14 protein-coding genes are annotated in these 13352 nt (G+C 40.6%); 13 read left to right on the top strand and 1 reads right to left on the bottom strand.

Going from position 1 to position 13352, the window contains the following annotated elements; genetic code table 11:
- The first annotated feature begins 257 nt into the window (after positions 1 to 257).
- The 3 genes from LCM11_RS01845 (at position 258) to LCM11_RS01835 (ending at position 2354) form a co-directional block, all read left to right on the top strand.
- Entirely contained in the window at positions 258 to 839 is a 582-nt protein-coding gene (locus LCM11_RS01845; protein WP_224892582.1) for a DUF1405 domain-containing protein, read from the top strand.
- 58 nt (positions 840 to 897) lie between these two features.
- Positions 898 to 1608, top strand: coding sequence for a sporulation protein YpjB (locus LCM11_RS01840; RefSeq protein ID WP_224892581.1), 711 nt, complete (start codon positions 898 to 900; stop codon positions 1606 to 1608).
- A 71-nt stretch (positions 1609 to 1679) separates the two neighbouring features.
- Positions 1680 to 2354, top strand: coding sequence for a zinc metallopeptidase (locus tag LCM11_RS01835; protein ID WP_224893071.1), 675 nt, complete (start codon positions 1680 to 1682; stop codon positions 2352 to 2354).
- Positions 2355 to 2414: 60 nt separating this feature from the next.
- On the opposite strand, the gene LCM11_RS01830 is transcribed toward LCM11_RS01835, so the two are convergent.
- Positions 2415 to 3290, bottom strand: coding sequence for a YitT family protein (locus LCM11_RS01830; RefSeq protein ID WP_224893070.1), 876 nt, complete (start codon positions 3288 to 3290; stop codon positions 2415 to 2417).
- 151 nt (positions 3291 to 3441) lie between these two features.
- On the opposite strand from LCM11_RS01830, the gene LCM11_RS01825 reads away from it, so the two are divergent.
- The 10 genes from LCM11_RS01825 to dinG all read left to right on the top strand — a co-directional run bounded on the left by LCM11_RS01825 (position 3442) and on the right by dinG (position 13314).
- The gene (locus LCM11_RS01825) at positions 3442 to 3783 is read left to right on the top strand and encodes a nucleotide pyrophosphohydrolase (RefSeq protein WP_224892580.1); all 342 of its coding nucleotides are present in this window, start codon (positions 3442 to 3444) and stop codon (positions 3781 to 3783) included.
- Positions 3776 to 4579 carry a 4-hydroxy-tetrahydrodipicolinate reductase gene (gene dapB / locus LCM11_RS01820; RefSeq protein ID WP_224892579.1) on the top strand — a complete coding sequence of 268 codons (804 nt, stop codon included), beginning with the start codon at positions 3776 to 3778 and terminating at the stop codon, positions 4577 to 4579. Before LCM11_RS01825 ends, dapB begins: the two co-directional genes overlap by 8 nt.
- A 16-nt stretch (positions 4580 to 4595) precedes the next feature.
- A complete protein-coding gene (locus tag LCM11_RS01815) occupies positions 4596 to 5012 on the top strand; it encodes a methylglyoxal synthase (RefSeq protein ID WP_224892578.1) in 417 nt (138 codons plus the stop codon).
- A 4-nt stretch (positions 5013 to 5016) separates the two neighbouring features.
- Complete coding sequence (gene bshA / locus LCM11_RS01810; RefSeq protein ID WP_224892577.1) at positions 5017 to 6144, top strand: N-acetyl-alpha-D-glucosaminyl L-malate synthase BshA; 1128 nt, start codon at positions 5017 to 5019, stop codon at positions 6142 to 6144.
- Complete coding sequence (locus LCM11_RS01805; protein ID WP_224892576.1) at positions 6137 to 7348, top strand: CCA tRNA nucleotidyltransferase; 1212 nt, start codon at positions 6137 to 6139, stop codon at positions 7346 to 7348. The genes bshA and LCM11_RS01805 overlap by 8 nt, the downstream gene beginning before the upstream one ends.
- Positions 7324 to 8316, top strand: a complete 993-nt coding sequence (locus LCM11_RS01800) for a biotin--[acetyl-CoA-carboxylase] ligase (RefSeq protein ID WP_224892575.1) — start codon at positions 7324 to 7326, stop codon at positions 8314 to 8316. Before LCM11_RS01805 ends, LCM11_RS01800 begins: the two co-directional genes overlap by 25 nt.
- Positions 8309 to 9130 (top strand): 3-methyl-2-oxobutanoate hydroxymethyltransferase, encoded by an 822-nt coding sequence (gene panB / locus LCM11_RS01795; RefSeq protein ID WP_224892574.1) that lies wholly within the window; start codon positions 8309 to 8311, stop codon positions 9128 to 9130. The genes LCM11_RS01800 and panB overlap by 8 nt, the downstream gene beginning before the upstream one ends.
- A 12-nt stretch (positions 9131 to 9142) precedes the next feature.
- Positions 9143 to 10000 (top strand): pantoate--beta-alanine ligase, encoded by an 858-nt coding sequence (gene panC, locus LCM11_RS01790; protein ID WP_224892573.1) that lies wholly within the window; start codon positions 9143 to 9145, stop codon positions 9998 to 10000.
- A 25-nt stretch (positions 10001 to 10025) separates the two neighbouring features.
- Positions 10026 to 10415, top strand: coding sequence for an aspartate 1-decarboxylase (gene panD / locus LCM11_RS01785; RefSeq protein WP_224892572.1), 390 nt, complete (start codon positions 10026 to 10028; stop codon positions 10413 to 10415).
- A gap of 106 nt (positions 10416 to 10521) precedes the next feature.
- Entirely contained in the window at positions 10522 to 13314 is a 2793-nt protein-coding gene (gene dinG / locus LCM11_RS01780; RefSeq protein WP_224892571.1) for an ATP-dependent DNA helicase DinG, read from the top strand.
- Positions 13315 to 13352: the final 38 nt, after the last annotated feature.

The following is a 13352-nucleotide window of genomic DNA, read 5'->3' as shown; positions in this document are numbered from 1 at the left end:
TGAAGGTGAAGGATCCGGTGAAAGCTCAGGAGAAGGTTCTTCTGAGGGTGAAGGATCCGGTGAAAGCTCAGGAGAAGGTTCTTCTGAGGGCGAAGGATCCGGTGAAAGTTCAGAAGAAGGCTCTTCTGAAGGCGAAGGATCTGGCGAAAGTTCAGGAGAAGGCTCTTCTGAAAGTGAAGGATCAGGCTCAAGCGAATAAGTTTTAATTGTAGCCGCGCTCTTGGAGCGCGGCTTAATTTATATAGGGGGAAGCAAAGTTGAAAGAATTAGTTTCCTACATACTAACAAATCGTGGGTTCTTAATCTTGTTGTTTATCGTGAACCTTCTGGGGACAATTTATGGTTATATTTGGTATGGTAGTCAGCTAGCGGTTACAGAACCTAAGTTTTTAATATTTGTGCCTGATAGTCCTACAGCCAGTCTGTTTTTTACAATTTTCTTAGGGTTTTATATCTTTAATCGACATGTGCCCTATATTGAGGCACTGGCTCTTATTACTCTTCTCAAGTATGGACTTTGGGCGGTGGTTATGAACGGGTTAACTTTTGCTGAATTTGGCAGTCTTCCCTGGACAGGTTATATGCTTATCGTATCTCATGCTGCTATGGCATTTCAGGGTCTATTATATGCTCCGTTTTATTCGATAAGGATGAGACATGTCCTTGTAGCAGCTATATGGACACTGCATAATGATGTCATTGATTACGTATTTGAACAGATGCCTGTTTACCCTGCAATTATGAAGTATATGGAGCAGGTCGGGTATTTTACATTTTGGTTAAGCCTGGGATGTATAGGGGTGGCGTATATCGTTTCACAAAAAACTCAATCGGTCTAAATTATATCCTTTCCTCATAGACTCTCTATAAGACTTTTTAAGAGAGGGGAGAAGTGGAATGGGACGGGCAATATTGATCTTACTATGTTCCGTTATTTTCACACTCACACCAATGAATAAGCATCTTTACCTATCTGGAAATTCAGAGGATTGGACACCCTTTTTCATGCAGTACAAGCTTCTTTTACAGGATGGAAAATACGAGCTGGCAAGTAAAGTACTGAATAACCGCAGGACCGAATTGGAAAACTACCTAGAAAGCCTATCCCCTGAAAAAGAGGAGATCGGGAAAGAGTTGCTCCAATCCGTAGTAACTGGTAAGCAGGGAGCTCAATTAGCTGATGCTGAAAGATTGGTTATATTTATTGAAACGGTAAATTCAACCAACTATTTGGAAAATATAAACAACCTTGTGTTTGACTATAAGAAGAATCTGAGTGCTGATTCTTACCTTACAAATGAAGAACTTCAAAATGAATGGGAGAAAGTTGTCCCAAGCCTTTTAACGTATTATTCTTATGACCAGTTAATTCCTATTGGTGAACAATTATCGAAACTATCAGAGGGCGATTCTTATCAAATCCGTGAAACTATGGCTGTGGAAATGGATCAGCTTCCTGAAGCCTTGCCTGCTTTAAGCGGGGATGCGTTATTATGGACGGTAGTGCTTATTGGAGGTACAATATTATTAACACTGGCTTATGTAGCTGCTAAGAAATATCAAGCCATTGCCACTGTGAAAGGGTCAATTAAGAGAGAAAATAGTTGATTTTTTTAGCTGATTTGACTAAAATTGACCTAAGAACTTTATTTACATCCAAGACGGAGGAATGAACCATGATGAGTTTTATTCTTTACTTCGCACTGATTTTGATTATCCCAATATGGGCCCAGTCAAAAGTAAAGAGCACCTACAAAAAGTATTCAAAAGTAGCTATCTCCTCTTCTATGTCCGGAGCAGAAGTAGCTAGAAAAATATTAGATGATAATGGTCTGTATAATGTAGCTGTAGAAGAAGTCAGAGGGCAGCTATCGGATCATTACGATCCTCGCTCTAAAGTTGTACGCTTGTCTACAGATAATTTCCATGGGCGTTCGGCTGCAGGAGCTGCCGTTGCTGCTCACGAAGTTGGGCATGCGATTCAAGATGCTCAGGACTATGCGTTTTTACGTTTCCGTAGTGCGCTTGTACCAGTTGCGAGCTTCGGGTCAAACATCTCGATTTTCTTAATCATTGGTGGAGCTCTTCTTCAAATGACCGGCTTAATTTTTGCCGGGATTGTATTCTTTGCCTTTGCTGTGCTTTTCCAGCTGGTAACTCTGCCCGTTGAGTTCGATGCTTCTAACCGAGCAATGACTCAGTTGGTGTCGACTGGAGTTATTAGAAATGAGGAGGAACGCCCGACGAAGAAGGTATTGAATGCTGCGGCTATGACTTATGTAGCTGGTGCGCTTGTAGCTCTAGCTGAACTGCTTCGCTTCATTTTCATGTTTTTCGGAATGGGAGAAGAATAATATAAAGTTATGCCCCGCCTCTCAATGGAAGCGGGGCATTTTTTATTTGGTGTTTACAATTTAGTCCCTGATCGGGTTTTTGTTTTCATCGAGCGTGAAACCTTCGCCCATTACATCGTGAACGTGACTGACGGCTACAAAGGCATGGGGGTCTATGTGATCAATAATGGTTTTTAAGCGTACAATTTCGTTCTTGCCAATTACGCAGTAAAGAACGTCTCTTCTTTCTCCTGAGAAAGATCCGCGCCCCTCGAGTATAGTAATGCCGCGATCCATTTCCTGCATCACTTTTCTGGAAATTTCATCACTTCTACCAGAAATAATGGTTGTTCCACGTGCGGCATAGGCGCCTTCCTGAATAAAATCGATAACCTTTGCGCCGATAAATACGGCTACGAGTGTGTACATACCTTTAATCGGGTTTAAGTAAGTAATGATGGAAACCAAAATAACGACCGCATCAAATACAAACATGGCTCGGCCCATACTCCAGCCTAAGTATTTATTGATAAGGCGAGCAATGATGTCCACGCCTCCTGTCGTTCCGCCGTACCGAAAAATAATGCCTAAACCTACTCCAATGAAGACACCCGCAAATAAAGAAGCTAACGTGAGGTCAGAGGATAGATTAAATTCAATCATATAGATCTGGGAAATTCTAATAAATAAGGATACGGCAAGGATTCCAATTAATGAATAAAGGAAAGTATTACGTCCGAGTATCCGCCAGCCTATGATTAAAACCGGGATATTGAGAATGATATTCATAAGGGCTGGATCCCAGTTAAATAAGTATAAAAGCAATAATGTAATCCCAGTAAACCCTCCCTCACCGAGTTCATTTTGAATGTTAAAATGAACAAGACCAAATGAAAAAATAGCAGAACCAATTAAAATGAATAAAATGTTTTTAAGACGCAATCCAAAGATTTTAATGCCTGCTCACCTCCATAAATGTCATACGTTTCTCATTATAGAGTTTTCTTTATGAACAGGCAATTCTAAGATTTTAGTTTAAAAATTTGTCAAATTGCCCCCTTTTGGCTACCATTTATAGAGATGCTACAGTAAAAAGGGAGCGGATAAAGTGAATTACACTACAGAAGATATTCAAAAACGTGTGGACAAATACATATCCCAGTTTAAGGAGGGCTATTTTTCTCCATTAAGTTTACAAGCCAGGCTTACGGAGGAAGTTGGTGAAATGGCTCGAGAAATCAACCATCATTATGGGGAAAAGCAAAAGAAAGCATCAGAAAAAAACAAAGCATTAGAAGAAGAATTAGGGGACGTCCTTTTTGTCTTAACATGTTTTGCAAATTCTTTGGACATGGATTTATCAGAAGCATTCGAACAATCGATGAGGAAAATTGAAACAAGAGATAAAGACCGCTGGACACGTAAAGAAGGAGAGAGTTCAAATGAGTGATAATATTAAAGTGATAGTAGCTGGACCTAGAGGTAAAATGGGGGCAGAAGCTCTGAAATTGATTGAAAAAGAAGAGAACCTAACGCTCGTAGCCTGTGTAGACCGTAAAAACGGAGGAAAAAATGTTACCGACATAGACAATCTGCCAAATCTGGATGCGCCTATATTTGAGGATCCGGAGAAGTGCCTGAGTGAAATAGAAGCTGATGTGCTAATTGACTTAACAACTCCTGAAAATGGTTATAAGCATACAAAACTTGCCCTTGAACATGGAGTGCGTCCTGTTGTAGGAACCACAGGATTTACGCCCGAACAATTAGAGGAATTGAAACAGCTAGCGGAAGAAAAACAAATTGGTGCTGTAATCGCTCCTAACTTCGCGGTAGGAGCGGTGCTGATGATGCAATTCTCTAAATGGGCCGCTAAACATTTTCCAGATGTTGAAATCATTGAGAAACACCATGATCAGAAATTAGATGCTCCTTCTGGTACAGCTATAAAAACCGCTGAGCTTATTAGAGAAGTTAGAGAAAGTCACCATCAAGGTCACCCTGGCGAAACAGAAAATTTACCTGGTGCCCGCGGTGCGGACACTGATGGTATGAAGATCCACAGTATGCGTCTTCCTGGATTAATTGCTCACCAGGAAGTTGTTTTTGGAGGACTAGGGCAGACACTTACGATTAAACACGATTCCCACCATCGTGAGTCATTTATGAGTGGTGTTAAATTAGCCGCTGAAAAGGTCATGCACCTGGAAGTCCTTGTGTATGGTCTTGAACACTTATTAGACTAAAAGGGAGACGGGAACGATGAATATTGCGTTAATCGCTCATGATAAGAAAAAAACGGATATTATACAATTTTCTATAGCTTATAAAGAAACATTACAGAAACACCAGCTGTTTGCTACAGGAACGACCGGAAAACGCATCGCTGATGCTTCAGGTCTTCCCGTTACTAAATTTTTATCAGGCCCTTTAGGAGGAGATCAGCAAATAGGAGCGAAAATCGCTGAAGATGAAATGGATATGGTTATTTTCTTTCGTGATCCTTTAACTGCCCAGCCTCATGAGCCGGATATCAGTGCCCTGCTTCGCCTGTGTGATGTTCATCAGATTCCGCTTGCCACTAACCTGGCTGGAGCTGAAATACTGATTCATGCTCTCGATCGCGGCGATTTAGAGTGGCGAAAAATCCTTAAAGAACAGAAGAAAGAGCAGGAGTGATCATATGGCTAAGATAGGAATTACCTGCTACCCTACAGTAGGGGGGTCAGGCGTGATCGCGACAGAACTTGGCAAGCTTCTTGCTGAAAAAGGCCATGAGATTCATTTCGTAGCTTCCCAAGTTCCTTTTCGCTTGAATCGAGTTTATCCAAATATCTACTATCATGAAGTAGAAGTCAGTAATTATCCGGTTTTTCAACATCCCCCTTATGATCTTGCTCTAGCTAATAAAATGGCTGAAGTCATAAACAGAGAAGAACTGGATATTCTTCATGTACACTATGCCATGCCTCATGCTATTTGTGCTATTTTAGCTAAACAAATGGCTAAGCGTGACGTAAAAATTATTACAACTCTTCACGGTACTGATATTACAGTACTTGGTATTGATTCGAGCTTAAAGCAGATGATCAAATTTGGCATTGAACAATCTGACAAAGTTACAGCTGTCTCTGAAAGCTTAGTCCAGCAGACTCAAGATCAGCTTTCGACTGATAAGCCAATAGAAGTCATCTATAATTTTGTAGATGAAAGAGAATATTATCAAAAGCCCTCTTATTCCCTAAGAGAAGATTATTGTATTAAAGAAGAGGAAAAAGTAGTTATCCATATTTCTAATTTTCGCAAGGTGAAAAGAGTACCTGAAGTTGTACGTGCTTTCTCTAAAATTGCTGCTGAAATCCCTGCAAAGCTTCTGCTCGTAGGGGATGGTCCTGAATACTCTGATGTCCATCAACTTGTAAAAGATCTAGATCTCGAGGGACAGGTGCTTTTTCTTGGGAAACAGGAAAATGTCAGTGACCTTTTGTCCATCTCGGATTTAAAGTTACTGTTATCTGAAAAAGAAAGCTTTGGTCTTGTTCTTCTAGAAGCTATGGCTTGCGGGGTGCCGTGTATTGGCTCTAATATCGGAGGCATTCCAGAAGTTATTGACCACGGCGAAACCGGCTATATTGCTGAATTGGGTAACGTCGACCAGGTTGCTTATTTTGCTTTGAAGATGCTGACTGATGAAGATTTAATGGACAGGCTTTCTGTTAATGCAAAGCAGGTGGTGGAAACAAAATTTGCCTCGGGAACTATTCTTAATCAATATGAAGATCTTTATGAACGGGTGCTGAATAATGATTGAAAGTTACGAACCAAAATTGGAAGCGGCCTTTGAATTACTAGCCAAAATAGAGGAGGGAGGAGGAGAAGCTTATATTGTGGGTGGCGCGGTAAGGGATTATCTTTCCGGACGGCCACTTGGAGATATAGATATTGCTAGTTCTGAGCCTCCCTCACATATACAGAGAATGTTTGATAAAGTAATTCCTGTAGGCATAGAACATGGAACCGTAATTGTCCGATTTCGCTCAGTTTCGTACGAGGTAACCACCTTTCGTACAGAAGAAGGATATGAAGATTACCGCCACCCCGACGAAGTAACATTTGTACGTGACATAAAGGCGGACCTTGCCAGACGTGATTTTACAATTAATGCTATGGCTATGGACCGATTTGGAACTATAATAGACCCTTATAATGGACTAACAGCGATCAAAAACCGCCAAGTAAAGGCTGTAGGTGATCCTTTCAATCGGTTTACCGAAGATCCTTTGCGAATGATGAGAGCCGCCCGGTTTTCAAGTCAGCTGGAATTTGAAGTGGAAAAAGATACGATACAGGCGATTTCAGCTAAGTCCAGCTTGCTTAAATATATATCAGTAGAGAGAATCGCGGTGGAAACATTGAAACTTTATCAGGGGCGTGGATACAAAAATGCTATTGAGCTGGTGAGTAACACTGATCTGATTACATACTTGCCAATCTTTAATACCATTCCATCCTTTTCAAATGTTGCGCCGCTTGTGCAGTTATCTTCCTGGCCAGAACTGGTTACCTATTACATGGCTTACTCCCCTTCGTTTTCTATTAAGGAATGGATGAAGAGATGGAAGCTTTCTAATAAAGAGAGACGTGAAACGGAAGAATTGAATCATGCGTTAAACGAATACCTGATTAAGAATCGCGCCACCCCCTGGCTTTTGTATGTACTGCCTGAATACTTACAAGAAGCTTTTGCTAGAGTTTTACAGGCTAAAGGGCTTGCGGATGAATCGATTCTTATAAAATTACAAGAAGGATGCAAGAACTTACCCATTCTCTCGCGGAGAGAGCTTGCATTTCAGCCTCAGGACCTCATTTCTTTATTTGCTGATAAACAAAAAGGGCCTTGGATTTCTGAATACATGAAGGAAATAGAGCATCAAGTCGTTGAAAGACATTTACCCAATGATTATGAAAAAATAAAGGAGTGGGCATTACTGTGGAATCCACCCGAAAACAACTGATTGATTTATTAGAAAAGGAAAAGGGTTATGTATCTGGACAGCAATTATCAGAATCATTAAACATCTCTCGCACGGCTGTGTGGAAGCATATGAATGAACTAAAAAAAGATGGCTACCAAATTGAAGCGATTCGCAAGAAAGGATATAAAATTCTCTCATCTCCGGATAAGATTAGCGGCAATACACTTCAGTGGGGGCTGGAGACTAAATGGCTGGGACAGAAACTTGTCCATTTCGATCAAGTTGAATCCACTCAGGAAATTGGTCATCAATTAGCCAGCCAGGGTAAACCGCATGGGACGGTGGTAATAGCGGATGCACAAGGAAAAGGAAGAGGCAGAATGGCAAGGAATTGGCATTCTCCTAAAGGAAAGGGGATATGGATGAGTATTTTGCTACGTCCTGACCTTCCTCCTATGAGAGCGCCTCAACTTACATTGCTTGCTGCTACCGTTCTTGCCAAGATGGTAAGAGAGAATTCGAATCTTCACCCACAAATTAAATGGCCCAACGATTTACTTATTGATCATAAAAAAGTTTCAGGAATCCTAACAGAAATGCAAGCTGAACATGACCAAATCCAATATGTTGTGTTAGGAATCGGAATGAACGTTAACCAGCAGTTGAATGAAATCCCGAAAGATATCCGACATAAAGCATCTTCTTTAAAGATTGAGTCCGGTCAAGAATGGGATATTCAACAAACTATTCAATCGATCCTGCGTCTATTTGAAAATACATATGATAGCTACGTAGAGCGAGGGTTTGAACAAGTAAAGAAGGAATGGGAGCATTTTGGTTATCGGATTGGAGAAGAAGTCACCATTTCAACTATGAGACGGGAATGGCAGGCTACCCTAATTGGGATAGAGCCAGATGGAGCACTTCGAGCCAGAGATAAGGAAGGGAACGAAGAGAAACTATATTCAGCTGAAATTCATTGGGGCGAAGGAGGCTATCATGCTTAATAAAAGTCACTTTATTAAAATGAAGCAGGAGAAAGATAAAATAGCCATGATTACAAGTTATGATTTTCCATCGGCTAAAATTGCTGAACAAGCTAAAGCGGATATGATTTTAGTGGGGGACAGTCTTGGAATGACAGTTCTTGGGTATGATTCCACCATTCCTGTAACGATCGCTGATATGATTCATCACGGCAAAGCCGTGAAAAGAGGGGCTCCTGATACTTTCACTGTCGTGGATATGCCCTTTATGTCCTACCACGTGTCCATTCAGGATTCTTTATACAACGCAAAAAAACTTTTTCAGGAAACAGGAGCTCAAGCTTTAAAGCTTGAAGGAAGCGGAGAAGTCATTCAGACGATGGAAAAACTTGTGCACGCGGGTATCCCTGTGGTGGGCCATATAGGTTTAACTCCACAATCTGTTCATGTTTTAGGAGGTTACAGAGTTCAGGGTAAAGATAAGGCCACAGCAGCACGCTTAGTTCAAGAAGCAAAAGAGATTGAGGCTGCAGGAGCTATTGCCATCGTCCTGGAGTGTATACCAAGACAATTAGCGGAGATTATCTCAAAAGAATTAACTATTCCTGCAATAGGTATAGGAGCAGGGGCAGAATGTGATGGACAAGTCCTCGTGTATCACGATATATTAAAATATGGGGTCGAGCGCTTACCGAAATTTGTGAAACCTTATCTTGATAGTAATCACATACTGGGAGAAGCTGTTCAATCCTACGTGAATGAAGTGAAATCAGGGGAGTTCCCCGAAGTTAAACATACGTTCACGATGGATCCAGACAGTCTTCCAGACCTTTAAGGGGTATAAAAAATGAAAGTTATAAAAGAGATACAAGAAATGCAAAAAGTTTCTGCTGATCTTACACGGGCAGGAAAATCGATAGGCTTTGTACCAACAATGGGTTACTTACACGAAGGACACGAACGCCTCCTTCAGGTAGCCCGTAAAGAAAACGATTATGTTATATTAAGTATTTATGTTAACCCTCTTCAATTTGGCGAGCATGAAGACCTGGAGCATTATCCTAGGAATATTGATCATGATCTGTCTGTAGCAAAAAGAAATGATATAGACTATATTTTTCTGCCTGAAAATAAAACGATGTATCCGACCCCATTATCTATAGAAATGGTTGTTAGCAAAAGAGCAAATGTTTTATGTGGGCGAAGCCGCCCGGGACATTTTGAGGGTGTAGTGACAATTTTGACTAAATTATTCAATATATGCCGTCCGACAAAGGCTTATTTTGGTCAGAAGGATGCCCAGCAGGTGGCTGTGGTGGATGCTCTTATCCAAGACTTCAATTTTCCTGTTCAATTGGTCTCTGTACCAACTGTAAGGGAGAAAGATGGTCTGGCTAAAAGCAGTCGCAATATTAATTTATCGCCTCAGGAAAGATCGGAGGCACCTGCAATTCAGAGAGCATTACAAAAAGGAAAGACCCTGATGCAGACTGATAACCCCGACATCCCAGAGGTTATACAGGAAACCAGGCAGTTTCTTGAAAGGGAAACTCGTGGTAAAATAGATTATATTGAGTTATTGTCATATCCTGATTTGGAGCCAATAGAAACCTTCGATCGGCAAGTAATTCTTGCTGTTGCTGTGTATTATGAGAGTGCACGGTTAATCGATAATACGGTTTTCCGCCCGGGAGATATGTCTTAATGAAGAGGTTCGAGGAGGACTGAATATGTTCCGTACGATGATGAAGTCGAAAATTCATCGCGCTCGCGTAACTGAAGCAAATTTAAACTATGTGGGAAGTATAACCATTGACCAAAATATTTTAGACGAGGTAGGAATTCTGCCACATGAAAAAGTCCAGATTGTTAATAACAATAATGGAGCTAGATTAGAGACTTACGTCATTTCTGGAGAAAGAGGAAGCGGAGTCGTATGTTTAAACGGGGCTGCAGCTAGACTTGTACAACCTGATGATATTGTTATTATCGTTTCTTATGCTATGGTAGATGAGAATGAATTGGCGGACTTTAAACCTAAAATTGCGTTAATGAATGATCATAATCAGATTGTCGAATTGCTGGAAGAAGAACCACCACTTACAGCTTTACCTTTTTAGTAAGTTTATAGAGCTGCATTAGTACAAAGGGGATCTTTGCCAGGGCTTCATATAAGGCGGGGTCCTTCCTTTTTGCTATTAAGTGAAGTTTGAAAGAGGGATATTGATGACTACATTTGCAATTGTGGATTTGGAAACAACAGGAAACGCTAAAGAAGATCGGATCATTGAAATAGGGATTGTGATTATGAAAGAGACAGGGTCCGTTATCAAAGAGTTCTCTTCTCTTATCTACCCTGACAGAGGTATCCCACCATTTATTACTTCATTAACGGGGATAGAGGAAGAGGATGTATTGGATGCTCCCTTTTTCTCAGAAATTATAGATGAGGTATATGATCTTATTAAAGACTGCTATATTGTTGCCCATAATATTGAGTTTGATCTTGGGTTTCTTAATGGTGAATTTAAAAGGTGTGGATACAAACCATTACATAATCCTGTTATTGACACCGTAGAACTCGCCCGAATATTAATACCTACTTCCCCTACTTTCAAACTGGGACAGCTGGCCGAGCACTTAGGGATGGGACATAACCGCCCTCATAGAGCCCTATCTGACGCGCAAGTGACAAGAGATTTGCTAGTTTATCTGCTTAATCGAATGAGTTGTCTTCCTGAGCGCACCTTGTTTCATTTACTGAAGGTAGAAGACAAGCTTAAAAGTGAGCTCCGTCCTTTTATAACAAAAATAAGGGAAGACAAACGTTATTCTCTTGAAAAAGAAGATGGCTACTCGTTAATACATGGCATTTCAGTAAAAAAATCCAGTTACCCTCAAGCTGAAGATTCTTCTAACCTTCCTCCTTTTAGTGAATGGGTGAAAAAAGCTTATGAAGATGAAGAAGGTATGAAAAAAGTCATGAAAGATTTTGAATCCCGAAACGGACAAAGGGATATGACTGAACTGGTGTTTGAATCGTTGGAGAAATCCAAACATGCACTTATTGAAGCGGGGGCAGGAACAGGAAAGTCCATCGCATATTTATTAGCTTCCTTATATTATGCCATCCAAAACGGTCAGCGGGTTCTTGTAACGACTCATACCACCAGCTTGCAGCAACAACTGCTTGAAGAGGAGATTCCACGTTTAGAGCATTTATTTAACCGTCCTGTACGTACAGTTCTTTATAAAGGAAGAAGTCATTATATCAGCTTGATTCATTTCAGTTATGAACTTGAGCAATCACGGCAGGACAACTATGATATTGCTCTTACGAAAGCCATGATTCTAGTTTGGCTTACAGAAACAGTTACGGGAGATGTGGATGAAATTCAACTGCCTTCTAATGGCAGACAATTCTGGCACAAAGTCTCAGCTGAACAATCAACCAAGACAGTTGATTTAGATTTAGGGGAAGATTCTTTTTACCATTGGGCTCAAGAGAAAGCTTCTCGCGCAGATCTTTTGATTACAAATCACGCATTGTTCTGTATGGATTTAGTAAGTGAAGAACCAAGACTGCCTTCCTACGACCATGCCATTATAGATGAAGCCCATCACCTTGAACCTGTAGCCAGTCGTTACTTCGGAATAAGGATGAATTATAAGGAACTGCAGAGACAACTTAGTCAGTTCAGTGATATGTTTAAAAAAAGCACCTATAGCAAGTGGGGTTTTCGTGAATCCTTTTTTAAAGAGGCGAAAAAGTGTCAGGTAACAGTGGATGAAGCAAAAGAAGAACTGAATCAACTGTCCAAGTATATTTTTCAAAGCATTAAAAGGGAACACAAAGGTGACAGAAAAAAGAGTGATGTGGGCCGCATTCAGTACACATTAAAAATGGGAGATTTTTCAGGATTCCAGTTAACTGCCAAGGAAATGTCACTCCGTTTTACCGCGTTATTATTTAAGTTAATAACAGGAATGGATCATATGAGGGAACAAATGCGATTGGCTGCGAGTATGGCTGAAGATGACTCGTTACCTATTTTAATAACTAGACTCGATAGACAGATTGAACTTTGTCATCAAATCCGGAAGCAATTAACAGATTACTTTGACTCTGATCACGAAGAACTAGTGAAATGGATTGAAATAGAAGGAGAAGGGGCGAATAATTCGATTTACTTGTTCAGTGAACCACTCAATATAGCAGATCTACTGAGAGAGGAGTTATTCCATAAAAAAGAGAGTGTAGTGCTTACAAGTGCGACTCTATCTACAGATGGCTCTTTTTCTTATATGAAAGAACTATTGGGTATAGACCAGAAGGACCTGGTGGAATCAATTATTCCTTCACCTTACTCCTATGATCGGCAGGTTCAGCTAATGGTGCCCAATGATTTTCCGGATATTAAACATAATCCAGAAGAGTATATTGATGCTATTAGTGAAGCGATCTATTCCATTGCCGAAGTGACCAAAGGAAGGATGCTTGTCTTGTTCACTTCTTATGATATGCTTAGAAAAACTTACAGCTTATTGAAGGAGATTATTGATCCGGAAGAATTCATGATATTCGCTCAAGGCGTCTCAAGCGGTAGTCGAGATCGATTGAAGAAGAATTTTCAATCTTTTGAGCAATCCATTCTATTAGGAACCAGTTCATTCTGGGAAGGAGTAGATATTCCAGGTGAAGACCTTTCCTGTTTAGTAATGGTTCGTCTGCCGTTCCAACCGCCAGACCAGCCGGTTCAGTCTAAGAGAGATCTTCAAATGAAAGAGAGTGGGCGTAACTCTTTTATGGAGAGGTCACTTCCCCAAGCCATTATTAGGTTCAAACAAGGATTTGGTAGACTTATTCGGTCCAGCACGGATCGAGGAGTTGTTTTCATATGTGATCAGCGGCTGATGGAAGCGAGTTATGGGAATTACTTTTTAAAATCCATTCCAGAAGTTCCGGTCAGTTACCGTTCTACACGGGAGCTTATCAATCAAATGGAACAATGGTTATAATACGAAGGTAATTTCAATCTACATGGGCCTTCTAAACT

This window comes from Halobacillus halophilus (genome assembly GCF_020171985.1).
Lineage (GTDB): Bacteria > Bacillota > Bacilli > Bacillales > Halobacillaceae > Halobacillus > Halobacillus halophilus_A.
This window is presented reverse-complemented; position numbering and strand designations above follow the sequence as displayed.

Excerpts from the sequence above, each read along its gene's own strand:
- LCM11_RS01840 (WP_224892581.1), top strand. The coding sequence starts at position 898 with ATGGGACGGGCAATATTGATCTTACTATGTTCCGTTATTTTCACACTC.
- LCM11_RS01835 (WP_224893071.1), top strand. The coding sequence starts at position 1,680 with ATGAGTTTTATTCTTTACTTCGCACTGATTTTGATTATCCCAATATGG.
- dapB (WP_224892579.1), top strand. The coding sequence starts at position 3,776 with ATGAGTGATAATATTAAAGTGATAGTAGCTGGACCTAGAGGTAAAATG.
- LCM11_RS01815 (WP_224892578.1), top strand. The coding sequence starts at position 4,596 with ATGAATATTGCGTTAATCGCTCATGATAAGAAAAAAACGGATATTATA.
- bshA (WP_224892577.1), top strand. The coding sequence starts at position 5,017 with ATGGCTAAGATAGGAATTACCTGCTACCCTACAGTAGGGGGGTCAGGC.
- LCM11_RS01805 (WP_224892576.1), top strand. The coding sequence starts at position 6,137 with ATGATTGAAAGTTACGAACCAAAATTGGAAGCGGCCTTTGAATTACTA.
- panB (WP_224892574.1), top strand. The coding sequence starts at position 8,309 with ATGCTTAATAAAAGTCACTTTATTAAAATGAAGCAGGAGAAAGATAAA.
- panC (WP_224892573.1), top strand. The coding sequence starts at position 9,143 with ATGAAAGTTATAAAAGAGATACAAGAAATGCAAAAAGTTTCTGCTGAT.
- panD (WP_224892572.1), top strand. The coding sequence starts at position 10,026 with ATGTTCCGTACGATGATGAAGTCGAAAATTCATCGCGCTCGCGTAACT.
- dinG (WP_224892571.1), top strand. The coding sequence starts at position 10,522 with ATGACTACATTTGCAATTGTGGATTTGGAAACAACAGGAAACGCTAAA.